Origin of the sequence: Mucilaginibacter ginsenosidivorax, from assembly GCF_007971525.1 — a bacterium.
Taxonomy (GTDB): domain Bacteria; phylum Bacteroidota; class Bacteroidia; order Sphingobacteriales; family Sphingobacteriaceae; genus Mucilaginibacter; species Mucilaginibacter ginsenosidivorax.
The window spans coordinates 2004593-2028855 of sequence record NZ_CP042437.1 but is presented as its reverse complement, the minus strand read 5'-3'; the positions used below and the strand labels follow the sequence as shown (position 1 = coordinate 2028855).

General features: G+C 44.1%; 20 protein-coding genes. 13 read left to right on the top strand and 7 right to left on the bottom strand.

The annotated features are described in order from the left end of the window. The first annotated feature begins 58 nt into the window (after positions 1 to 58). From FSB76_RS08575 to FSB76_RS08550, 6 genes are read left to right on the top strand one after another with little or no spacing between them, the layout of a single operon-like run. Positions 59 to 412: an S-adenosylmethionine decarboxylase family protein gene (locus FSB76_RS08575; RefSeq protein WP_225976453.1), complete on the top strand. Its 354-nt coding sequence runs from the start codon at positions 59 to 61 to the stop codon at positions 410 to 412. A gap of 1 nt (position 413) precedes the next feature. Further along, the gene (locus tag FSB76_RS08570) at positions 414 to 1838 is read left to right on the top strand and encodes a DUF4178 domain-containing protein (protein ID WP_147053180.1); all 1425 of its coding nucleotides are present in this window, start codon (positions 414 to 416) and stop codon (positions 1836 to 1838) included. Next, on the top strand, positions 1838 to 2023 hold the full coding sequence (locus tag FSB76_RS08565) for a hypothetical protein (protein WP_147053179.1): 186 nt from the start codon (positions 1838 to 1840) through the stop codon (positions 2021 to 2023). The genes FSB76_RS08570 and FSB76_RS08565 overlap by 1 nt, the downstream gene beginning before the upstream one ends. A 5-nt stretch (positions 2024 to 2028) precedes the next feature. Continuing rightward, the gene (locus tag FSB76_RS08560; RefSeq protein WP_147053178.1) at positions 2029 to 3537 is read left to right on the top strand and encodes a polyamine aminopropyltransferase; all 1509 of its coding nucleotides are present in this window, start codon (positions 2029 to 2031) and stop codon (positions 3535 to 3537) included. A 13-nt stretch (positions 3538 to 3550) separates the two neighbouring features. Continuing rightward, positions 3551 to 5200, top strand: coding sequence for an FAD-dependent oxidoreductase (locus FSB76_RS08555; protein ID WP_225976452.1), 1650 nt, complete (start codon positions 3551 to 3553; stop codon positions 5198 to 5200). Further along, positions 5181 to 6305: a hypothetical protein gene (locus FSB76_RS08550; RefSeq protein WP_147053176.1), complete on the top strand. Its 1125-nt coding sequence runs from the start codon at positions 5181 to 5183 to the stop codon at positions 6303 to 6305. The genes FSB76_RS08555 and FSB76_RS08550 overlap by 20 nt, the downstream gene beginning before the upstream one ends. A 774-nt stretch (positions 6306 to 7079) precedes the next feature. On the opposite strand, the gene FSB76_RS08545 is transcribed toward FSB76_RS08550, so the two are convergent. After that, positions 7080 to 7544 carry a DinB family protein gene (locus FSB76_RS08545; RefSeq protein WP_147053175.1) on the bottom strand — a complete coding sequence of 155 codons (465 nt, stop codon included), beginning with the start codon at positions 7542 to 7544 and terminating at the stop codon, positions 7080 to 7082. A 171-nt stretch (positions 7545 to 7715) separates the two neighbouring features. Between FSB76_RS08545 and FSB76_RS08540 the strand changes: the two genes are divergently transcribed. After that, positions 7716 to 8762, top strand: coding sequence for a hypothetical protein (locus FSB76_RS08540; protein WP_147053174.1), 1047 nt, complete (start codon positions 7716 to 7718; stop codon positions 8760 to 8762). A 94-nt stretch (positions 8763 to 8856) separates the two neighbouring features. After that, positions 8857 to 9582 (top strand): DUF2490 domain-containing protein, encoded by a 726-nt coding sequence (locus FSB76_RS08535; protein WP_147053173.1) that lies wholly within the window; start codon positions 8857 to 8859, stop codon positions 9580 to 9582. A gap of 147 nt (positions 9583 to 9729) precedes the next feature. On the opposite strand, the gene FSB76_RS08530 is transcribed toward FSB76_RS08535, so the two are convergent. The 3 genes from FSB76_RS08530 to FSB76_RS08520 all read right to left on the bottom strand — a co-directional run bounded on the left by FSB76_RS08530 (position 9730) and on the right by FSB76_RS08520 (position 14171). Then, entirely contained in the window at positions 9730 to 10467 is a 738-nt protein-coding gene (locus tag FSB76_RS08530) for a head GIN domain-containing protein (protein WP_147053172.1), read from the bottom strand. A gap of 148 nt (positions 10468 to 10615) precedes the next feature. Next, positions 10616 to 12286: a M1 family metallopeptidase gene (locus FSB76_RS08525; RefSeq protein ID WP_147053171.1), complete on the bottom strand. Its 1671-nt coding sequence runs from the start codon at positions 12284 to 12286 to the stop codon at positions 10616 to 10618. Positions 12287 to 12509: 223 nt separating this feature from the next. After that, a complete protein-coding gene (locus tag FSB76_RS08520) occupies positions 12510 to 14171 on the bottom strand; it encodes a M1 family metallopeptidase (protein WP_147053170.1) in 1662 nt (553 codons plus the stop codon). A 799-nt stretch (positions 14172 to 14970) separates the two neighbouring features. Between FSB76_RS08520 and FSB76_RS08515 the strand changes: the two genes are divergently transcribed. The 3 genes from FSB76_RS08515 (at position 14971) to lpdA (ending at position 17701) form a co-directional block, all read left to right on the top strand. Further along, a complete protein-coding gene (locus FSB76_RS08515) occupies positions 14971 to 15585 on the top strand; it encodes a phosphotransferase (RefSeq protein ID WP_147053169.1) in 615 nt (204 codons plus the stop codon). A gap of 6 nt (positions 15586 to 15591) precedes the next feature. Further along, positions 15592 to 15978 (top strand): aminoglycoside phosphotransferase/kinase family protein, encoded by a 387-nt coding sequence (locus FSB76_RS08510; RefSeq protein WP_147053168.1) that lies wholly within the window; start codon positions 15592 to 15594, stop codon positions 15976 to 15978. A 319-nt stretch (positions 15979 to 16297) separates the two neighbouring features. Further along, positions 16298 to 17701, top strand: coding sequence for a dihydrolipoyl dehydrogenase (gene lpdA / locus FSB76_RS08505; RefSeq protein WP_147053167.1), 1404 nt, complete (start codon positions 16298 to 16300; stop codon positions 17699 to 17701). A gap of 971 nt (positions 17702 to 18672) precedes the next feature. Here lpdA and FSB76_RS08500 read toward each other — a convergent pair. The 3 genes from FSB76_RS08500 to FSB76_RS08490 form a co-directional block, all read right to left on the bottom strand. Continuing rightward, on the bottom strand, positions 18673 to 19266 hold the full coding sequence (locus tag FSB76_RS08500) for a hypothetical protein (RefSeq protein ID WP_147053166.1): 594 nt from the start codon (positions 19264 to 19266) through the stop codon (positions 18673 to 18675). A 215-nt stretch (positions 19267 to 19481) separates the two neighbouring features. Further along, positions 19482 to 20069, bottom strand: coding sequence for a hypothetical protein (locus tag FSB76_RS08495; protein ID WP_147053165.1), 588 nt, complete (start codon positions 20067 to 20069; stop codon positions 19482 to 19484). 77 nt (positions 20070 to 20146) lie between these two features. Beyond that, positions 20147 to 21430: a sugar MFS transporter gene (locus FSB76_RS08490; RefSeq protein WP_147053164.1), complete on the bottom strand. Its 1284-nt coding sequence runs from the start codon at positions 21428 to 21430 to the stop codon at positions 20147 to 20149. 240 nt (positions 21431 to 21670) lie between these two features. On the opposite strand from FSB76_RS08490, the gene FSB76_RS08485 reads away from it, so the two are divergent. Together FSB76_RS08485 and murB are read left to right on the top strand one after the other, a co-directional pair. Beyond that, positions 21671 to 22654 (top strand): glycosyltransferase, encoded by a 984-nt coding sequence (locus FSB76_RS08485; RefSeq protein WP_147053163.1) that lies wholly within the window; start codon positions 21671 to 21673, stop codon positions 22652 to 22654. A 380-nt stretch (positions 22655 to 23034) separates the two neighbouring features. Next, positions 23035 to 24072 (top strand): UDP-N-acetylmuramate dehydrogenase, encoded by a 1038-nt coding sequence (gene murB, locus FSB76_RS08480; RefSeq protein WP_225976531.1) that lies wholly within the window; start codon positions 23035 to 23037, stop codon positions 24070 to 24072. Positions 24073 to 24263: the final 191 nt, after the last annotated feature.

The following is a 24263-nucleotide window of genomic DNA, read 5'->3' as shown; positions in this document are numbered from 1 at the left end:
CCCCCTACATTCCCATCAAATATTTTTCTATATTTATTCCCGAAAATGAATAACCTTGATGCCTTATAAACCCGGATTACATTTATTATCTGAATTCAGTACCGATAAACCTAACCTGTTACAATCAAGTGCGGCCTGCAGGCAGTTGTTTGATCAGCTCATCGATACCTATCAGCTAACCAAAGTTGGTGAAGTTTACCACGATTTTGATGGCGGTGGTTTCACCGCGGTGGTGTGTTTAACCGAATCGCATATGTCTATCCATACCTGGCCCGAGTATGGCCTGGCCACGTTTGATGTGTTTTTATCCAATTATCAAAAAAAGAACGACGATAAGGCGCGTGCTATTTACCAGGGTGTTATCGCTTTTTTTGAAGGCGTGGAAATACAGAAAAACGAAGTAAAAAGGTAATATGGCAGCTACACTAAACCCCAAAGCATTCCCTTTTTCGAGCGAGATTACTTGCCCCGGTTGTCAGCATAGTATTACGCTTTATGATCAGGCAGGCTGCGAAGCGGTGGTTTGCCCGCAGTGCCGGTCTTACCTGCTTTTTAATGATGCAGGCAGGCCTTATGTTGAGCAGAAAATTCACCTTTTAAAGTTTAAGCCTGTTATGCCTTTAGGTACTACAGGTACATTAAAAGGTGTGGAGTACAAACTGATCGCTTACCTGGAAAAGAAGGAGGGGGCAACCAGGTACGAGTGGCGCGAATACATGCTATATAACTACGCCAAGGGCTATGCTTTTTTATCGGAGTATGATGGCCACTGGAGCCTGATAGCCGGCGCCAGTTTTTACCCCGATTTGGCAAAGGTAAATAGTATTTATGGCAACGAGGCCGAATATGACGGCAATACCTATCTTAAATATAACGCTTACAGCCCGGTTATAACGGCCATGATAGGCGAGTTCGACTGGGATATATTCTCCGAAAAATTAAGGGCTAAAGAGTTCATAGATCCGCCTTATATGCTCACCAGCGAGGAAAACATCAAAAAGTATGTCACCGACTGGTACCTGGGCGAATACCTGGAAGAGGCGGAAATAGCGGCGGCTTTTAATATACCTGTTGAAAGCTTTCCCGAAAAAATTGGCATCGGTGCAAATCAGCCATCAAAACACAAAGCCAGGTGGCTGGCGGCTTATAAAATAAGCGGCGTTGCCGCGCTGGTTTTCCTGCTGGTGCAACTTGCTGTAATATGGCTAAGGCCCGAGAAAGTATTACTATCTGATACTTATGCATTGGCCATGCCGCCGCCTGTGCAGGATACATCAAAGCATGTAAGAACCGCGATTGATTCTTTAAAAAATTCTGCGGCGCAGGCGCCGGTTGATTCCTTAAACGCCTTTACTCCTGATGCTAATGGCAATTATGAGTTTAAGCCTTTTAAAACACCCACATTTACAATACCTGATGGGCCTGTACCTTTAGAGTTTGAGTTGAACTCGGAGGTGGATAACAACTGGTTATCGGCAACGGTTGAGTTGGTAAGCGAAAAGGACAACCAAACCTGGAGCATATCAAAAGATATTGAATACTATCATGGTTATGAGGATGGCGAAAGCTGGTCGGAAGGGTCATATACACAAACGGTGCTTTTATCAGAAATTCCAGCCGGCAAATATCATATCAACATTTATCCTTATGCAGGCACAAGATATGTTTCATCGCTGGCTATTAAGGTTACCGAAAGTGTTACGCTTTGGCGCAATGTATTGGTTACGCTGTTATTGCTTTGCCTTTATCCTTTGTACTGCTGGTACCGGATGCGCAAATTTGAGACAGACCGCTGGATGAACAGCGATTTTTCACCCTATCAAAAAGATGACGAATAATGAAAACAGGAATCATAAAATCAAATGCAATATATATAGCCATTGTGGCTGCAATTGTGGGTTATTATTCATATGCAGCTTTTGATGGCCTGGCCTTTTGGCAAAGTAACGATGTGCAGCGCAATGCCAGCTATAATGGCACCGTAGCGCACTCGGGTTACGGGGTTAGGTTTTATCATAAATAACAGTCATGAACAAAAAACTTCCCGTTCTTTTACTCGTATCGGTTTTTATTATTGCCACCTGCGGGCTTATTTATGAGCTGATAGCCGGCACACTGGCCAGCTACCTGCTGGGCGATTCGGTTACCCAGTTTTCTACCATTATCGGGGTTTACCTGTTTTCGATGGGGCTGGGCTCCTGGGTATCCAAGTATTTTGATAAAAACCTGCTGGCCTGGTTTATCCGTATCGAAATACTGGTTGGCCTGGTGGGCGGCACAAGCTCGTCAATCCTGTTTTTAGTGTTCGAGAGTGTAAGCTCGTTCCGCATCATATTATACGGGCTGATATCGTTTACCGGCATCCTCGTAGGGTTAGAGATCCCTTTGCTGATGCGCATTTTGCAGGATAGGTTTGAGTTTAAAGACCTGGTATCAAAAGTGTTTACGTTTGATTACATCGGCGCTTTAATAGCCTCGCTGGTATTCCCGTTGTTGCTTATCCCTTACCTGGGTTTGGTGCGCACGGCCTACCTGTTTGGTATGCTGAATGTGCTGGTGGCGTTAATAACCTGTATCAATTTCAGGCACGAAATTAAGGGGGCCAGATACCTGCAAAGCGCGTCCATCATTAGTATGCTGGCCTTGCTGGTTGGTTTTGTGTATGCCAATACCATTACCAGTTTCTCGGAAAGTTTAACGTATAGCGATACCATCATTTTTTCGAAAAGTACACCGTACCAGCGTATCATCATCACCAAAAAAGGCCGCGACCTGCGCTTGTTTTTAAACGGTAACCTGCAATTTAGTTCGGTTGATGAATACCGTTACCATGAGGCATTAATTCACCCGGTATTACAGGCCCTGCCCGATGCCAAAAATATTTTGGTAATGGGCGGCGGCGATGGCCTGGCCGTACGCGAAATTTTAAAGTATCCGCAGATTGAAACCGTTACCCTGGTTGATTTGGATAAGGAAATGACCAAACTGTTTCGCACCAACGATATGCTGCTGAAGCTGAACCGCCGGTCGTTATTATCGCCCAAGGTAACGGTGACGAATGCCGACGCCTTTTCATGGGCAAGGGCGCAGCACAAAACCTACGATGCCATTATTATTGATTTTCCCGATCCGTCCAATTACTCGGTTGGCAAACTATACACCAATACCTTTTATGCCATTGTAAAGCATTTGCTTAATCCCGATGGTATTATGGTGATACAATCCACGTCGCCCTATGTAGCGCCAAAATCATACTGGACAGTGGAGAAAACCCTGCAATCGGTTGGTTTGCATACTGTGCCTTACCATAACTATGTGCCCTCGTTTGGCGAGTGGGGCTATATTATGGCCATGACTAAGCCTGCATATAAAGTGCCCGATCATTATTTGCCCGGCCTGCGTTTTATGTCGAAAGCCTGTTTGGAGCAGATGTTGTACTTTCCGGCGGATATGGCCAGGGTACCGGCGCAGGTTAACAAGCTGAACAACCAGATACTGGTAAAATATTTTGAGGATGAGTGGTCGACCGTTTTATAGCCGCAGCAGCGGGATGAAGCCGACCAGTCGCCGCGGGTTTATTTTGCAGGCGGGTTTGGTTACAGGGGCCATATTACTTAATGGCTGCATCCGCAGGCTAAGCGGCGGTAAACCGGAGTATGCCCATATAAAAGGCAAATTAGCCGGGCCCAATGCCAAAGCCGGCCATGCCCTGCGCGACAAACTGCCCATGCCGGCACCCACTACACAACAAACGGTTAAAACCTTAATTATCGGCAGCGGTATTTCGGGCCTATCGGCCGCGAGGTGGCTGTTAAAGCAGGGCGAAACAGATTTTCAGTTATTGGAGCTGGAAGATCATGTTGGCGGTAATGCTTACTTCGGAACCAATGAAGTATCGGCCTATCCCCTGGGTGCGCATTATATCCCCATTGTAAATAACGAAGATAAACTGCTGGTTGATTTTTTGCAGGAGCACCAGGTAATTACCCATTTTGACGAAAAAGGGCTGCCCTTTTACAACGAATTTTACCTGTGCTTTGATCCCGAAGAGCGGCTGCTGATAAACGGCCACTGGCAGGAGGGCATAGTACCCGATTTTGGTGTTACTGATAGCGACAGGAAGCAGATCATTCGTTTTTTTGCCCTGGTTACCCAGCTGAAAAACGCGAAGGGCAACGATGGTAAGTATGCTTTTGATATCCCTTTAGATAATAGTTCGGCCGATGATACCTACCGCAAGCTGGACAGGATATCGTTTAATGATTATCTAAAAGATAATGGCTTCAATTCGCCTTACCTGCTCTGGTACCTAAACTATTGCTGTAAAGACGATTATGGCACGCCGGCCCAAAATGTAAGCGCCTGGGCGGGGCTGCACTATTTTTCGGCCCGCAAAGGCACGGCATCCAACGCCGATCCAAACGCGGTAATTACCTGGCCCGAGGGTAATGGCTGGCTTATGAAACGCCTGCGCGAAACCGTAAAAGGCCATATTAAAACAGGGCACCTGGCTTATAATGTCCAGGTAGCGGCAGGCGGCAAGGTGGCGGTAAAGGTGCTCGACCTCAAAAAAAACACATCCGCTGTTATTTATGCAGATAAGGTGATTATGGCATCACCACAGTACGTTAACCAAAAGCTGTTAAAAAATACTGCCAGGCCAGGGTTTGATGTGAGTAAGCTGCATTATTCGCCGTGGCTTATTGCCAATATTACGGTTAATAAATTACCCTCGGCAGCCAAGGGAATGGTGCTGTGCTGGGATAATGTGGCCTATAACACGGCATCGGTAGGGTACGTGAATGCCAACCAGCAGGATATTAAACTGGTAGAACAGCAAAAGGTGCTCACCTATTATTTGCCCCTTTGCGATAAAGAACCCCGCATTGCGCGGCTGGCAGCTTATACCCGTACCTGCGAGCAGTGGATGGATATTGTGGTACCCGAAATGGAACAAATGCACCCCGGAATAACGGAGTATATCGAGCATGTGGAGTTTTGGCTGTGGGGCCATGGCATGATCAGCCCGTCGGTTAATTATATCTGGGGCGATAACAGGAGGCAGGCACGGTTACCCATCAACAACCAGGTCTTTTTTGCGCATACCGATTTGAGCGGGGTATCTATTTTCGAGGAAGCATTTCACCAGGGCATCAGGGCGGCACAACAGGTTTTAGCACATGAGCACGCAGCAATATAATAACCAGGAACAGCCCTGGATAAAAAGCCGCCTTGTGGATGGTATTTTTATCCTGTCGCCCCCGTTTATTGCCTTGCTTATTGTGGCGCTGTTCCCTGCGCAGTTTAAAAACTCGGGCCTGATGCCGGTGCAATATTGGGTGGTACTTATTGTGATGATAGATGTTGCCCATGTGTACAGCACGCTTTACCGTACTTATTTTAACCCGGTATCTTTTAAGCAGCAGCGGCATTTGCTATTGGCCATCCCCCTGTTTTGCTACATAGGCGGGGTGATGCTGTATGTGGGTGGTGGCATTTATTTTTGGCGGGTATTGGCCTACCTGGCAGTGTTCCATTTTATCAGGCAGCAGTATGGTTTTATGCGCATTTACTCGCGCCAGGAAAAGCAAGGTTGGGTGTGCAGGTATATTGATAATGCGGCCATTTACATCGCTACCATTTACCCACTGCTGTACTGGCATTTTACCGGCTACAAAAAAAACTTCAACTGGTTTGTTGATGGCGATTTTGTGCCGTTCCATTTCGATGGTATTCTGATGTTTTGCAAGGCGATTTACCTGCTTACCATTTTGTTGTATTTTGTTAAAGAAATTTGGGTTTTTATTACCACAAAACAGTTTAATATTGCAAAAAACGTATTGGTTTTTGGCACTTTTTTGTCGTGGTATTTCGGCATCATTTACTACAACGGCGATATGGCTTTTACCACCCTCAACGTGGTTTCGCACGGCATTCCCTACATGGCCCTGGTATGGATTTATGAGCAAAAGAAATTTACCGGCGGGGCTAAGCCCAAAACAACTTTCCTCAAAATCACCTTCAGCCGGTATGGTGTGCTCTCCTTTGTGGGCCTGCTCATCCTGTTTGCCTATTTTGAAGAAGGCCTGTGGGATGGCCTGGTATGGAAGGAACACGCTTCGGTTTTTAAACCCTTTGCCACCCTGCCCACCATCAACAGCGATATGCTGCTGGCGCTCATTGTGCCCCTGCTGGCGCTACCACAATCTACCCATTATGTGCTGGATGGCTTTATCTGGAAGATGAAAAAGCAGCACCAGGGAAGTAAATCAGCACCGTACGGCGAAGATTATTCTGGTACTTAGAAGCTCCTAAAAACAAACACGACCGTCATTGACCGGTAAAATCAGGGTACTCTGAAAGGGGGAAAGATGTATCATAAAAGACTGTCATGAGTAGTAAAATCCGCGGATTGTGAATGGAAATGACATTTAAAAATAAAAGACTGTCATCCTGAGTGGTAAAAATTCGCGGAATTCTAAAGGGAGAATGACAATCAAAATTAAACGACTGTCATCCTGAGGAACGAAGGATCTGTTAGCGAACTTTTTGGGTGGTTATGCATGGCGTAGAATAGATCCTTCGTGCCTTATAATGACATGAATATAAGTTATTGATTATCAATTATGTTTTTATTCCCCTCTCGAGAGGGGGCGGGCTGGGAAGTGCGTTGGCAGGGGTGTGTTTTTCCGCGTTTCATTGCGCGTGTATAAACACACCCCTCCGCCCCTCTCAAGAGGGGATTCGCACATTCCCCCGCTTTTTTAAAAAGGGATTCGCGAAATATTGCGTTTACATTAACCCATTTGCAACCATGTCATCACTGTTTTTTCCAGCCTGGCTGGTGGTTCCTCAGGATGACAGGAAAATGGGATATGTCAATGGCAGGTACGAAGAATCTAATCGCGAACTTTTCTATCGGTCATGCACAGTGGATAGATCCTTTGTGCCTCAGGATGACACGGGAATAGGATATGTGGCGAGTATGCGGAACGACGAAGCAATCCCCTAATTACTGTGCGGATCTGCATAATAGGGAATTGCTTCGTTCCTTATTTGATGAAACCTAATACCCGAGCTTATCCCTTCGGAAAAAACTTCCTGAGCGACATGATGTAACCGGCATGCAAACCCTCATGAAAAGGCAAAAACGCCACCGCCGTATCTATTGAATCAAGCTCGACACCATATCGGGTGGTGAACGCACCATAATTACCAAAAATGCCTTTATCCAGGTCGGTTTCCAGTTGTTCTATGGTAGATACGAATAACGCTTTGATGGTGGCGATATCTTCTTCGCCCACAAAATCAGTGGGTTTAGTATCAGGGCGGTAGGGGGTATAAAATTTATCATCGGTAACAATAGGCAAACCTGCACGGGTATAGCAAATGCCCTGCTGGGCCGATATCATGTGTGCTAAGTTCCAGATAATATTGTTGTTAAATCCCTGTGGTACCAGGTTCAATTGTTCGGCGCTAAGGTCTTTAATGGAGTTAAGTACCATCAGGCGCGGTTTAAGTATAATTTCTATCGATTTACGCATGTGAGATATTTTAGCTGATTTATGGCGCGGCTAAAGTATGAAGATTTGGTGTATTATTTTATCAAATTACTTAATGGTGATGGTGTAGTTTTAGGTGTTTAGGCTTTTATTATACCTTTGCGGCTTATGTTACGTTAGCTAAATACCGCTTGATTTACAACATCAAAAGATATGATTAAAAAGATTTACTTACTCGCCATCATCACTATAGTTACTGCAACGGCCTCCCTGGCCCAGGAACAAACGCCGCAGGAGCAAACCATCGATATTCATTTTAATGCCCTTGGCTTTTTGGATAACCGCGAGTACAAGGCTTTTATTCCCCGCTCGCGCACTTATAGCGGCGTGCGTACCGAACTTGATTTAGGCTGGAATATTGATAGCCTAAACCACTTTGTTTTTGGGGCCAACGGCATTCACGAGTTTGGCGCCAAACCCTACTTTTTAAAAGTGAACCCGGTAGCCTATTATAATTTTACAGGTAAAAGCTGGCTGTTTTATGCCGGTGCTTTCCCCCGCGAAGGTTTGCTTGACGATTATCCGCGTGCTATTTTGAATGATACCCTGCGCTACTACCGGCCTAATATTGAGGGTTTACTGGCCCGTGTGCACAACGAACATTTTACCGAAACCGGCTGGATTGACTGGGTAAGCCGCCAAACCCAAACCGACAGGGAGCAGTTTTTATTTGGGTTTTCGGGTAAATACAAGCCATCGGTTAAAGGGCCGTTTTATGTATCCCATTATTTTATGCTGATGCATGATGCCGGTGCCGAAATAGCCGTTCCTAACGATAATATCAGGGATAACGGTGCCGGGCAAATAAGATTAGGGTTAGACTTTAGTCATAAAACCTTTTTAGATTCGTTATCAGTTGAAGCCGGCGGCATGATGTCATTAGAGCGGGTGCGGGGTATAGACGGTTTTCATAAACCGGCAGGATTTGTGGCAAATGTTTATTTCAGCTATCACCAGTTTGCCTTGTTTGATGAATTTTACAAAGGCCAGGGACATGAAATTACCTACGGCGATTCGTGGTTTGAGAAGAAAACGTATAACCGGATGGATATCATCTGGACACCATTTTTATATAACCGGGTAAAGGGACAGTTTATTTTAAGCTTTCACCAAACACCGGGTTTCAGGATGAGTAACCAGGAGGCTTTCAGGGTCACTGTTGACCTGGGTCGCAAAACATTAATCAGAATGAAGAATTAAATTATATCCTGATAGAGGTAGATATTAATATAAAGATCTCCCCTGCAATGGAGATTAAAAACAATCTTATCATCACTTTATAAATAATACATCTATGCAATTAAAAAAAAAGTTACTGATTTTGGCCGCCTTATTGTTCATTGTACCTGCCCGGTTATTTGCGCAGGATAACCAGTTTTCGGGTTGGGCAGCAGTGTTCCACTCGCAAAAACTATCCGAACATTGGGGCTACTCGTTCGACGGACAACTACGCTCACATGACGAGCTGAGTTACCTGAAACATATTTTGCTGCGCCCATCTGCCAATTACTATTTTGCCAAAAACAAGGTTGGCGCTTTGGGTTATGCCTACATAGCCACCTATGGCCGCACCACTGCCGGCGATCAAACCTTTCGTCCCGAACACCGTATCTGGCAACAATATACTTATACCCATAAACTGAGCAAAAATGTAAACCTGGCGCATCGTTTGCGTTTGGAGCAGCGCTTTTTGGGTAACACTGCCGCAACCAAAAACGATAACTACTTTGCCCAGCGCTTCAGATATTTTGCACGGGCCATTGTGCCTTTGAAAAAGGACTCGGCTGTGTTTGCGCAGGGACCGTTTGTGGCCTTACAAAACGAGGTGTTTGTAAACATCCAAAACAAAAACAAGGTAAACAAACACTTTTTCGACCAAAACCGTGCCTACGTAGCTATTGGTTATCGCATTAATAAAATGATTGATGTGGAAACCGGCTACCTGAATCAATACATTAAACAAGCCGAAGCGTACACCATTAACCACGTGGCGCAGCTTGCTTTTTATACGAGATTTTAAAGCCTCATCCCGGCCCTCTGCAAAGGAGAGGTGGGAAAAAACAATATTGAAAATAGAAAAAGCGATGAGTTCAATTCATCGCTTTTTTTATGAAGGCTTTATGCAAATCAAAAAGCCCTCTCTTTTGGAGAGGGTTAGGTGAGGCTCTTACATCCTGCTCACATCGCCGCTTCCTATCTTAGAGCTGCTCACACTTTTTACACTGCCTGTATAATAAACATCGCCCGAGCCTACTACGGATGCTTCCAGTTTTTGGCTTACGTTCACCCTGGCATCGCCTGAGCCTGCAACACGTACCGATGCGGTATTGGTTGTTAAATCCCTTGCGGTATAATCGCCAGAACCGGCTACGCTGATGTTTGAATTATCGGCGGTACCGCTTATTTTGATATCGCCCGAGCCAGCAAGGTTCACATCCAGGTTTTTAACCCAAAGCTTGCCGCTTACATCGCCCGATCCGGTAAGTTTCAATCTAAAAGAGCCGGCACGCAAACCTTCCCTGAATGATACATCGCCCGAACCTGAAAGTGATACGCCGTTTACTTCTTTAATAGATACGTAGATCATAACCTTTTTGTGGCCGCCATCAAACCAGTGCCAGTCGTTATCGCTTTTGGTATAAATTTTAAGGGTGTTACCTTCCACTTCGGTAATAATGCGGCTGATAACATCAGAAGGCGCCTGTACCTTAACAGATTCTGTTGCCCCCTGGGTAATAACCACATCAAACGAGCCGGCAACGCTTACCGATGTGAAACCAGATAAGTGGCGGTCTTCTGTGTTTTGGGTAACCTCGTCGGTTGGGGTATTTGTTTTTGCAATTGTATAGCCTGCAGTACCTGTTATCAAAGCAGCAATCAGTAATATTTTACTTAATGTTTTCATCTTAATTATCTCTTATGTAGCTATATGACGCAAGTTATTTGGCGAGGTTGCATGGAAATCAAAAAAAAGCCCCCTCTAAATCTCCCCCAGTAGGGGAGACTTTAAAATTTTTTTAAGCCCTCCCTTCCGGGGAGGGTTTGGGTGGGGCTCACTCCACCAACACCCCAATATAATAATTAAATGTGTCAATTTCAATGTTATCCTTTGTGGCGCCTGCTAACTCAAAAGGTTTGAATTGTTTGGTTGGGGTGATAAATTTATAATCGCCGCCTTTTACGCGCACTTTAACGGACATGGCAAAGTCTTTGGCATCTGTGCTGGTCCAGCGGGCATAGCTTTTGCCTTCACGGAACATGATCTCGAGGATGGGGATGGTTTTGTAATGCAGGTACTGGTCAAATACCGGCGCCAGGTTCATGCCGGCCTCTTTGCTGATATAATCAACCACCTGGTTGTAAGTAACGGTTTGGTGGTAAAAAGTTTTGTTGAGGCCACGCAGGATGCTGCGCCATTTGTCATCGTCATTAATAATAGTGCGGATCATGTTAAGCATATTACCGCCTTTGTAGTACATATCGCCCGAGCCTTCTTTGTTTACGCCGTAAGCGCCAACAATGGGCCTGTCGTTCACGATAGCCATGCGGGTGCCGTGTACATATTCCTGGCCAGCCTGTTTGCCGTAAAAGGTTTCTACAAATAACGACTCAGAGTAGTTGGTGAAACTTTCGTGGATCCACATATCGGCAAGGTCCTTAGATGTAATGTTGTTGCCAAACCATTCGTGACCGCTTTCATGTATTACGATGAAATCCCATTTTAAGCCCCAGCCTGTACCCGAAAGATCGCGGCCCAGGTAGCCGTTTTTATAGTGATTGCCGTAAGCTGTGCCGCTTTGGTGTTCCATACCCAGGTGGTGGCTTTCTACCAGTTTGTATCCATCCTCATAAAAGGGGTAAGGGCCAAACCAATGTTCAAATGCTTTGAGCATCCGCGGCGCATCAAGCCCCCATTGTGCTTTGGCTTTATCAAGGTTATAGCTTAGCGGCCAAAAATCCATGGTGAGTTTGCCTTTTTCGCCGTCATAAATGCCTTCGTAATGGGTGTAATCACCAATATTGGCTTCAATATCATAGTTGTTAATAGGGTTGGCTACAAACCAATCAAAACGGGTATAGCCATCTTTCAGGTCGGTAACTTTGCGTAAACGGCCGTTTGATACATCTTTTAAACCTTTTGGTACGCTGATGCTGATGAGGGCGCTGTCAACCTCATCCTCCTGCTGATCTTTAGTTGGCCACCATACGCTGGCCCCCATGCCCTGGCAGGCTGTTGATACCCAGGCATGGCCCAGCGAGTCGGTGTTATACTCCACTCCGCCATCCCATGGCGCACGTTTGGCAATAGTTGGGTTGCCCGAGTAGTAAACGGTAAACTCGTCCTTACTGCCCTTGCTGATGTTTTTGGGGAAGGTTAAAAACACGGCGTTAAACTCGCGGGTATATTTTAACTCCTGCCCTTTGTAAACCACTTTTTCAATCTTCAGGTTATTCCAAAGGTCAAATTGCAGCTTATCAAAATCGCTTACTGCGGTAAACTTAAACAGCACGTTACCGCTGATAAATTTTTTATCGACATCAAATTTCACATCCAGGTGATAGTAATTGATATCGTAACAGGTACGCAGCGGCGTAGTTAACGATCCGCGTAAAGTATCGGCCCTGGTAAATTTTTCTTTTACTGTACCTAATTGTGCATTTGCCGGCAAAAAACTTGCACCAGCCATCAAAAGGCCCAGTGTGTATTTGTATAGATTTTTCATATTCAATATTGTAAAATTCCACTCCTTTAAGCATTAAAAAAACGTTGTCATTTCGAACGAGGTACGAGGAGAAATCTTCTACACCCTGCATATCGAGAAGCTCGTTAAGATGCAGGGTGTAGAAGATTTCTCCTCACCCCCAATGCTCAAGGCCCTGCTGGTTCGTTCGAAATGACAACGAGTTTAACCTAATCAACTCAATCCAACCCAATCAACCACTCCCTCAATCCACCAACACCCCCACATAAAAATTCAACTTATCCACCTCAATATTATCCTTGTTTACCCCGTCGATGTCAACAGGTGTAAAGCGGGTAGTAGGCGTTATAAACTTGTATTCGCCGCCTTTTGCGCGGACTAAAACGGGCATAGCGAAATCTTTGGCGTTGGCTATCCACCTTGCGCTGAATTTGCCCCTTACAGTTGCAAACTCCAGGATGGGCAGGTCTTTATAGCGCAGGTATTGGTCAAATACCGGCAGCAGGTTTTTGCCCGATTGTTCTGTAATGTAATTTACCACCTGGTCGTATGTAACGGTTTGGTGGTAAAAAGTTTTGTTGAGGCCGCGTAGTATAGCACGCCATTTTTCATCATCGTTAATAATGGTGCGCACCATGTTAAGCACTACCGCTCCTTTGGGGTACATGTCGCCCGATCCTTCTTTGTTTACATTGTAGGGGCCAACAACAGGGCTGTCGTTGTTAATGCCTTCCCTTAAGCCAAAGTTGTAATCCTGCCCGGCTTTTTTGCCCCAGTTATCTTCTATGAACAACGATTCCGAATAACAGGTAAAGCTTTCGTGGATCCACATATCACCCAAATCTTTCCCGGTAATGTTGTTGCCAAACCACTCGTGGCCGCTTTCGTGTATAATAATGTAGTCCCATTTCAGTCCCCAGCCCGTGCCCGACATATCGTAGCCCAAATAGCCATTTAAAAAATGGTTGCCATAGGCCGTAGCGCTCTGGTGCTCCATGCCCAGGTGCGGGGTTTCTACCAGTTTGTAGCCGTCCTCATAAAAAGGGTAGGGGCCAAACCAGTGCTCAAAAGCTTTAAGCATAGGCCTTGCATTGGCACTAAAATGTTTTTTCGCCTTCTCCAAACTGGTGGGCAGTACCCAGTAATCCATGGTAAGTTTGCCTTTTTCGCCCATGTAGGTATCGCCAAAATGTACATAATCGCCAATGTTGGCAACCACATCATAGTTGTTAATGGGGTTGGCCACAAACCAGTCGAATTTAGTGTAACCATCCTTTAAAGGCGTAACCTTGCGCAGGCGACCGTTAGATACATCTTTTAATCCCTTGGGTACGCTGATGCTGATGAGCATGCTATCAACCTCATCGCTCAGGTGATCTTTATTGGGCCACCAGATGCTGGCACCCACACCCTCGCAGGCAGTAACCACCCATGGCTTTTTAAGCGAATCTTGTTTGTAAACAACGCCGCCATCCCAGGGCGCGTTTAGGGCAATGGTTGGTTTGCCCGAGTAATAAACGGTGAACTGATCTTTACTGCCTTTGGTAATCGTTTTTGGAAAAGTTACAAAAACGGCATTGGCATCGCGCTTAAAAGGCAGTGGTTTACCTTTATAAACTACTTTATCTACACTAAGATTGGCAAACAAATCAAACTGCAGCAGTGTAAAATCGTGTGTGGCGGTAAATTTAAACAGGTTGCTGCCGCTGATAGCTTTATGGTCGATATCAAACTTAACATCCAGGTGGTAGTAATTGATATCGTAGCATGCGCGCGGTGCGGTTAAGTTACCGCGCAGGCTATCGGCATGGGTAAAGGCTTCTTTTTCCTGCAGAAGTTGAGCGTTTGATGTAAAAGGGACTAATCCTACGAGGATAAGGAGTGGGTATAAAAGCTTAAAATTCATATCTTATAGATACAGGGAAATGAAGTGAATAATAAAATCAGTCAAAATAACAGCCTAATTTAGCAACATAATTGCTAACAAATAATTTAATACAACACTGTTACATGAAGCAGCTAATAAATGGCCAATGTTAGCTAAAATACGACAGGGAAATGGCTTTTTAAATTTGATGTAGAAAGGTAGGTAACCCCTACGGGGCATAAATAGAAATTTGACGTTTTTCTACAAACAGGTAGCCTCTACCGAGGCAAGCGCCTTTATTAGTATTGCGTCGACCTGGAGAGTTTACGGTTTTTTAGAAGCGGTCTAAAAACAAAAAAAGACGATTATTGAGCATTAAAGCCGGGCGAACCGCGGCGGTGGGAAATGTGGTATATCGCATGGCGGAGACGACTCACCCCGGCTACGCTGCGCTGGCCGACCCTCTATCCGGCTGAAGCCGTAAAGAGGGTTTTATAAATTTTTATTTTATAAATTGTTGATTATAATAACATTAGTGTACTATGCCCTCTTTCCGCCGAAGGTGAAGAGAGGGTGGCCCAGCGCAGCGTCGGCGGGGTGAGTCGTAGCCAGCGTTCAATCGGATGTTTAAATATTCAAATACGTGATGGTGTGTATAAAGCAATAACACTTTTTTATTTAACCGTTTTTGGACAGCTTCTTTGATAATCCTGTCCCGGTATTAAAAATCCTATTACATTAAAAAGTTTAAATGCTATTTCCCTGTAAAATAGGATAAAACCCGTCCCGGTTTTATTCATTTTCGTATCATTGCAGCCCTTTTTCAATTTTTAAAACTATGGCACATTTTCCCGTTCAATATTCTACCTTATCGGCCATTGCTTTAAAAAATTATATCGCCAACGCTTATGGCTTGCAACTCATTAGCTGTAAATTTTTATTGCGTGGGGTAAGCGATACCTATATCATCGAAGCGATTGATGCCAAATATGTATTGAAAATTTACCGCGAACAACACCGCTCGCACGGTGAAATACAAGGTGAAATTGAATTACTCAATTTATTGAAAGATGGCGGTGCAAGTGTAGCTTACCCTATAACCGCTATCGATGGCAGCCAACTGCAACAATTCAACGCGCCCGAAGGTGCCCGTTACGGCATCCTGTTCTCATACGCCGAAGGCGCCCCGGTTATGGATTTAAGCGATGAACAATTGAGAACTATTGGTCACGAGATGGCGAAGGTGCATAACATCACGTCGGTGGTCCGGCTTAGTTATCCCCGTAGGGAATATAGCATTGAAACTACGCTTATCAATCCCATAAAAAGTTTTGAACCTGCTTTTAAAGAGCTGCCTGATGAGTATGCTTATTTGAAAGACCTGGCAGGCAAGGTTGCGCAAAAGCTAAACTTGTTGAATACCGCCAACTTTAGCTATGGCTATTGTCAGTAAGATTTTTTGCCCAAAAACTTTCATTTTGACGATGCCGGTAACTTAACTTTTTTCGATTTCGACTTTGCCGGTAAAGGCTTGCTTGTTAACGACCTGATGTCGTTTTTCGTCCACTTTTTTATGCACGTGTATACCGGCAGGTTAAAGAACGAGGAAGCCGACCGGATGTTTGCCGTTTTTGTGGCTGCCTACCGGGAAACAAGAGCCGTTAGCAACGATGAACTAAAAGCCATCCCTTACCTTGGCGTTGGCTTCTGGATTTTTTACCTCGGGTTTCAGCATGAACATTTTGACGATTGGTCGAACCTGTTTTTTGGGCCGAAGTTTATCAAGGATAGGGTGGCATTGATAAAAGTGTGGGTGGATAAGTATGGTGTGTCGGGATTTATTTAATGCGTGATTGTTTGAACGCTGGCGACAACTCACCCCGGCTACGCTACGCTGGCCGACCCTCTCTCCGGCTAAAGCCGCAAAGAGGGTTAAAACGCATTTTTCCTTTTCTTTTTTGAGCCCCTCTATGCGACGCAGTCGGAGAGAGGGGCAGACGGGCGCAGCCTCGTCGGGGTGAGTCGTCTTCGCCATGTTATAACGGCTCGCCGGGTGAGTCTTGGCCGCAATACAACGCTATTCCCCAATTCACTAATTCACCAATTCAATAATTCAGTAATTCAATAATTCCCACTAACTTTGCCGTCCTATAAAACAAAATACTATGCAATATGATGTTATCGTTATCGGTTCGGGCCCAGGTGGCTATGTGGCCGCTATACGTTGCGCCCAGTTGGGTTTAAAAACCGCTATCGTCGAAAAATATAGTACCCTTGGCGGTACATGCCTTAATGTGGGCTGTATCCCATCCAAGGCCCTGCTCGATTCATCCGAGCATTACCATAACGCCGCCCACACTTTTACCACCCATGGTATTAAGCTGGAAAATTTAAGTATCGATTTTGGCCAGATGGTAAAACGCAAGCAGGAAGTAGTAAATGCCAATACCAGCGGCATTAGCTACCTGATGAAGAAAAACAAGATTGATACCCACTACGGTGTAGGATCATTTAAAGATAAAAACACCATCACTGTTAAAAAGGCCGATGGTATCGAAACCGAGATAACCGGTAAAAATGTAATTATTGCCACCGGGTCAAAACCATCGGCATTGCCATTTTTAAAAATCGATAAAAAACGCATCATTACTTCAACTGAGGCTTTATCGCTTACCGAAGTGCCTAAGCACCTGGTGCTGATTGGCGGTGGTGTTATTGGCCTGGAGCTGGGTTCGGTATATGCCCGTTTAGGCGCAAAAGTATCTGTAATTGAATTTATGGATGGCATTATCCCAACTATGGACAAAGCCCTTGGCCGCGAACTGCAAAAAGTGTTGACTAAACTGGGCATGGAGTTTTACCTGGGCCATAAAGTAACCGGCGCTACCGTAAAGGGTAAAGAGGTGACTGTTACTTTCGACACGCCTAAAGGCGAGAAACAAGAGTTAAAAGGCGATTATTGCCTGGTGGCCGTTGGCCGCGTAGCTTATACCGATGGTTTAGGTTTAGATAAAATTGGCATCACCGTTGAAGAACGCGGCCGCAAAATTACCGTGAACGACCACCTGGAAACCAGCGTTAAAGGTGTTTATGCCATTGGCGATGTAATTAAAGGCGCCATGCTTGCTCACAAGGCAGAAGATGAAGGTACCCTTGTTGCCGAAATTATTGCCGGCCAGAAACCGCATATTGATTACAACCTGATCCCCGGTGTAGTATATACCTGGCCCGAAGTTGCAGCTGTTGGCCAGACAGAAGAGCAATTGAAAGCAGCCGGTGTAAAATATAAAACAGGATCGTTCCCCTTTAAAGCCAGCGGCCGCGCACGTGCCAGCGGCGACCTGGACGGTTTTGTTAAAGTACTGGCCGATGCCACTACCGACGAAATTTTAGGCGTACACATGATTGGCCCCCGCGCGGCAGATATGATTGCCGAGGCTGTAGTTGCCATGGAATTCCGTGCATCGGCAGAGGATATAGCCCGGATCAGCCATGCCCACCCAACTTATACTGAGGCTATGCGCGAGGCTTGTTTAGCAGCTACGGAGAATAGAGCGATTCATATTTAATTTCGGATTTCGGAATTTGGATTTAGGATTTTTGATAAAGCAGGGACAATTTAGGTTGTTTCTGCTTTTTTGTTTTGATGGGGAATTGTGTCTGAACTGAATTAAACGAATTTTTTGAATGGGCAGAATTTAGCCGCGAGGGGGGGGGACCCTAAGAAGCTGTTAAATTTGAAAAGGAAGGCCATGATTGAAATCAAAACCTGGCGAAACGTAGGAGCGGGAATGCGGAATATCGCATGACGGTTAAGACTCACCCGGCGAGGCTGCGCCCGCCACCCTCTCTTCACCTGCGGTGGAAAGAGGGGCTTGAACGTTGACTATCAATACATTGTATCGAAAAAAATAAAGAATTTTCAAGCCCCTCTTTCCGGCGAAGCCGAAGAGAGGGTGGCCAGCGCAGCGTAGCCGGGTGAGTCTTCGCTGCCATGCGAATACGTTGTTGTCTATTCATTAGAAGCATAAAAACATTAGCAAATCAAATTTAGACAGCGTCTAAGAAGCTGTTAAAGCTGATTTGATAAAAATATTATTGCTTTATACACGCCATCAAGTATTAGGATATATATAAACATCCGGTTGAACGCCGGCCACGACTCACCCGGCCGACGCTACGCTGGGCCACCCTCTATGCGGCGAAGCCGCATAGAGGGTTTGGTATATTATTCTATTGATAACCAACAATTTTTAGAATGAAGACTTCAAAACCCTCTTTGCGGCTTTAGCCGGAGAGAGGGTGGTCGGGCGCAGCCTCGACCGGGTGAGTCGTCTCCGCCATACTATACGCCGCTGTATTTCGACAAGCTTTAACGTTCAATAATGTTTTTTTCTTTTATTTTAAACAGCTTCTAAAAAATCTTCAATTCGATAAACGGCGTAGCCTTCTTGAACGACCTTAAAAATAAACAAATGGTGAAAAATTCCGGTTCAGGAAACATTAGTCCGTTGAATCCAATTATTAATTGCGATTGTACTTAATCCTGCTTTGGGACAAAGCCATTAATCATAATATCAGCTATGGCTGCAATTATTAATAAACCAGCTAAAGCAATGTACGATATATTCGATAGCCTTTTCATAGGCTTCATAAAATCCTGGTTTAGCTGATTTTTCGTACCGTCGTCAGATATATTTTTGATTTGCCGGGAAACATATATGTTGTTCACTAAAAAGAAGGTAACGGCTGCGTGTACCAAAAATACAGTTATGACTTTAGAGACAAATCCGAAATCGGCTTGCTCCATGGGGCCAATCGCATTGTGCAAATGCACCGGTTTGAGATCTGTCGACCATACAATGTAAATGAAATGTGCGATCAAGAAAACTACGGGCACAAGCGCATTCACGGTAACCCACTTTGCCCCATTAATTGTCTTGTTAAAACTGGTTACTAAATAAGCCTGGTAGCCAACAATAAAACATGGATTAACCGCGAAGAGCAGGTTTGATATTGTTTTAATTACTCCATATGCTTGCCAGAAAGAGTGAGGAATGTTAGACATTTGGGACGCAATTATTGCCGGCAAAAACAACAATATCAGCTGCCAGTAATTCAAGCGTATTTTCATGGATAAGGTTTAAGTTAATTAGGTAGTAATATAATCAATATCAATTTAGTCTGAACCCGGATTAAACGAATTTTTTAAAAGGGCAGAATTTAGCTGCGAGGGGATTTTAAAATTCTAAAAATTCTTTAATTCTAAAAATTCCGGTTCAGATAACATTAGTCCGCTCACTCCAATATTAATTGGATTGTACTTATTCCTCATTTGATATAAGTACACTAATCCTTCAAAAACCTCATTTTAATAACCAAGGCAACTATTGCCAAAACAAAACTGCCTGCTGAGCCAAGGATAGATATGATCAATAGTTTTTTCATGGGTTCCCAAAAATCATCGGATAGCTTTTGGCGCAGCAAACTGTCTTTCACCCTTTCAATTTTAGCTGATACATACAGGTTGTTTATCACAAAAAAAGTAATGAGCTCATGAATAAAAAGGATACCCACAATTATTTTGACCAGCCAGAAATCTGACCCGGAGGTTGGGCCGTCGGGCGATTTCTTACCATTAAAATCCTCTGCCAATAAAAGTGTACAGCCATATGTGCAAAAAAACGTCAGTAAAACCGGGGGTACATTATTAATAATTATCCATATGCTGCCCTTTATCTTTTTGTTGAAAAAAACTACAAGGTAGGTTTGATAGCTGATGGCTAACAGGAAAACGATACACAACAACAGGCATATCATTTCGGCGTTAATGTAATATTTTGCCCGGATGTGGTTAGGCATAAACGTACAGCCGATAACCAATATGAATGGTGAAAAAAGGGCGATGAGCTGCCAGTAATTCAATCGTAATTTCATCGGATAAGGTTAAACTAATAAGGCAGCAATATAATCAATATCGCTGCCTTATTAGTTGATGAAAATAAGATTTTTATCTATACCGCTATCACATGTTTCCCCTTTTTATAACCGATGGTTGCAAAATAGAAGATGAAAAGGTAGATAGGGATCAGGATTACATAAGCTGTTTGAGCCGATATTTTATCAACCAGTAAACCATAAATAGGAGGGAATACCGCTGCGCCTGCTATGCCCATTACCAGTAATGAAGAACCAATTTTGGTAAAGCGGCCTAACCCTGAAAGTGCCAGCGGCCAAATAGCAGGCCACATTAATGAGTTTGCTAAACCTAATAAAGCGATGCAGCTAATAGACGCGTATTTGGGTGTAAATAAAGCTAAACCAGTTAAAATAACTCCCAATACTGCCGAATATACCAAAGCTTTTTGCTGAGAAATATAACGGGGAATAAACACGATACCAGCAATATAACCTATTACCATACAAATTAGGGTGCCCGATGCAAAATATTTGGCAGTTGACAAAGGAATATGATGTGCTATCCCGTAACCAATTATGGAGTCGCCGGCTATAACTTCGGCGCCTACGTAAAAAAACAAGGCTATCACCCCCAATATTAAATGCGGGAATTGCGTAATACTTGTTTTGCCCGAATTTGCTGCAGCTACAGTTTCATCTTCGTGGTCGGTATCAATTTCTGGCAGGCCCGAAAAATAAATGAGCACTGCTAATATGGCTAATACGATAACCATTAATACATAAGGCAATATTACCCTTGATGCCAACTCGTTCAATTCGGCAGTTTTTTGGGCAACATCTAATTTGGCAAGGTTAGCGTTAAAAGCATCAATGTTATTTAAAACAACCGCACCAAGCGCTATTGGCGCCAATACGCCGGCAAACTTGTTAAATATACCCATAACGCTGATGCGCTTTGCAGCACTTTCGGGCGGGCCAATTATAGTGATGTAGGGGTTTGATGCCGATTGCAAAACCGCAAGGCCACTGCCTTGTACAAATAAGCCAATTAAAAAGATGGCGTAGGTACGGGTTAAAGCGGCAGGTATAAAAATAAGAGCGCCAATGGCTATGATGAACAGGCCCACTGCCATTCCGTTTTTAAAACCAAATATTTTAAGCAACCATGCCGATGGCTTGGCCATTAACAGGTAAGCAATATAAAATGCACTTGCCACCAGGTACGACTCGCGGTTGTTTAGCTGGCAAGCTATTTTTAAATATGGTATCAATACCGAATTTAACCAGGTTACAAAACCGAAAATGAAGAATAGAACGCCGATAATTATTACCGGACTTACAATTGTTTTCTTTTGTGCCGATATTTCGGGATTGCTCATGGATGCCATTTTTTTATTTAAATCGTTAAGAAGTTAATTAAGTTTCTAAAATAATTAAAAAAGTTTAGTATTTGCAATCTTGATGTTGAAAATTTAACAAATTAATATTTTATGATGGATTTTTTGGTGCTTTTACTAAAATAGATCAATCAATGGCGAAATGGATATGAAAAAAGCCAGATATTACTAAAATACAACAATCCGATTTAAATTCCGAAATTCGGGCGCTTGCATTTTCAAATGAGGATATTAATAGTAAACAATACCCGCATCCCGGCCCCCAAATATGGCGGCACCGAACGTGTTATCTGGTGGCTGGGTAAAGAGCTTAGCCGGTTGGGGCATACGGTAACCTATCTTGTTGCGCCCGGCTCAACCTGCGCTTTTGCTAAAATATTGGTTTATGACCCAGCTGTCGACATTAACCTGCAGGTGCCCGACGATGTGGATGTGGTGCACTTTCACTTCCAGGTAAATGGGTTTAGCAAGAAGCCTTATTTAATTAATGTACATGATAACCCCGGCTTTGGGCAGCAGCTAAATCGAAACTCGGTATTTGTATCTGCCAACCAGGCATCGCGCTACGGTGGCGAGGCCTTTGTACACCACGGCCTGGACCCGGATGATTACCGTAAGCCAGATCTGTCGGAAAAACGGACACATGCCCATTTCCTGGCCAAAGCCGCCTGGAAGGTTAAAAACGTAAAAGGCGCTATTGATGTAGCCACCCAAAGCGGCAATAAGCTGATGGTGTTGGGCGGTACGCGCCTCAATTTAAAAATGGGGCTGCGTTTTACAGCAAACTTAAATGTGCGATTTAAGGGCATGGTAAATAACGATGTAAAGGCGACTGTGCTAAATGCTTCCAAAGCATTGTTGTTCCCCGTATTATGGCACGAGCCTTTTGGCCTGGCTATTATTGAAAGCCTGTATTTTGGCTGCCCGGTGTTGGGTACGCCCTACGGATCGCTGCCCGAACTGGTGCCGGCAGAAGTTGGGCTGTTAAGCAACAGTAAATCGGACCTGGTAAACGGACTTAAGGCGATAAATCAATTTAGCAACCAGCTTTGTTACCAATATGCCATGGATAACTTTAGGGTACATACCATGGTGCAAAAATACCTTAAGTTGTATGAGCGTGTTTTAAATGGCGAACAATTGAATTTGGGATTGCCAACATTACAGGTTGCTGGCACGGTGAAATATTTGCCCTGGAATGAGTAGGGATGGTTCTCTTTTACCAAGATACCCAATTTTTCAGACTGCTTTTTCTGAATTTTGCCCACAAAAAAACTTCATTTTATTTTTGTGTTAATAAATGCACTATTTGTATCAATAAATAGTGCATTTGTTGCTGAAAAGTGTGAAATAATTACCTGTTTGTAACTGTTTGTATATGAAAAAACAGCGGTTTTTAAATGTAAAAGGAAAGGGGTAAATTTGTGTTATTCGGGCGCCGAAAAGTGGATTATACGCCTGTATTGCAGCTTAAGCAGGCAACTACGTCAAATATGTTAAACTGAAATGGGAACTTTTGCATGCATTTCATGTTAATTAAAATTCCGAAATTAGCCCCTTAATAATTCCGAAATCGAACATCCGAAATCCGACATCAAACTTCCATGCTGCAAATACAAGAAAACGTATCTCTTAAAAACTTTAATACATTCGGCATAGATGCCAAGGCGCGTTATTTTGTAGAAATAGCCCACCAGGATGACCTGGTTGAACTATTTGCCGACCCGCAATGGCAGCAAACCGAAAGGTTGGTTTTAGGTGGAGGCAGCAATTTATTATTAGTTACAGATTTTGATGGCCTGGTTATCCGTATGAATATCAGGGGCATTGAACACCGCATTAGCCATAACGATGTATTTGTAGAAGCCGGCGGCGGCGAGGTATGGAACGATTTGGTGAACTTTTGCGTTGCCCGTGGGTATGCCGGCATCGAAAACCTGAGCCTGATTCCCGGTTCGGTGGGGGCATCGCCTATTCAAAACATCGGCGCGTACGGCGTAGAGCTTAAAGATGCGTTTGTAAGCTGCAGGGCTTTTGAAATTGCCACCGGTGCATTTAAAACCTTCAGCAAAGCCGATTGTAAATTTGGCTACCGCGAAAGTGTTTTTAAAAGTGAGCTAAAAGACCAATATATCATTGTATCGGTTAAATTCCATTTATCGCTTATTCCCAACATCAATACCCAGTACGGCGCCATAGGGCAGGAGCTGGCCAACAGGGGCATCACATCGCCTACTATAAAAGATGTATCGCAGGTGGTATCACACATCCGGGTATCTAAACTGCCCGATCCTACAACTATAGGCAATGCCGGTAGTTTCTTTAAAAACCCGGTAATAGCTCAGCACGAATTTGAAACTGTACACACTAAGTTCCCCGATGTGGTTAATTATCCGGCTGCCGACGGACAGGTAAAGTTGGCTGCCGGATGGCTTATTGAACAATGCGGCTGGAAAGGAAAAACCATTGGCCATACCGGAACGTGGAAGAACCAGGCGCTGGTATTGGTGAACCACGGCGGAGCCACCGGAACCGAAATTTATAACTTTTCGTCGCAAATTATAGACAGTGTGTACGCTAAATTTGGCGTTATGCTACAACGCGAGGTGAATATTATTAGTTAAAAAAATAAATTTTAACTAAATTTTCGATTTTGTTTTCATTTGTTTTCAATAAAGTTTTTGCTGGAATATTTGTTTTGGTATTCTGTTTTGTGGTGCTTTTTTATGTATTTAATAGTCTGATAAGCAGGTTGTTGTTTGTTGTTAAAGTGTAATATTTACACTTTTGTTTTGTTTGTTGATTTTAAGGCGCA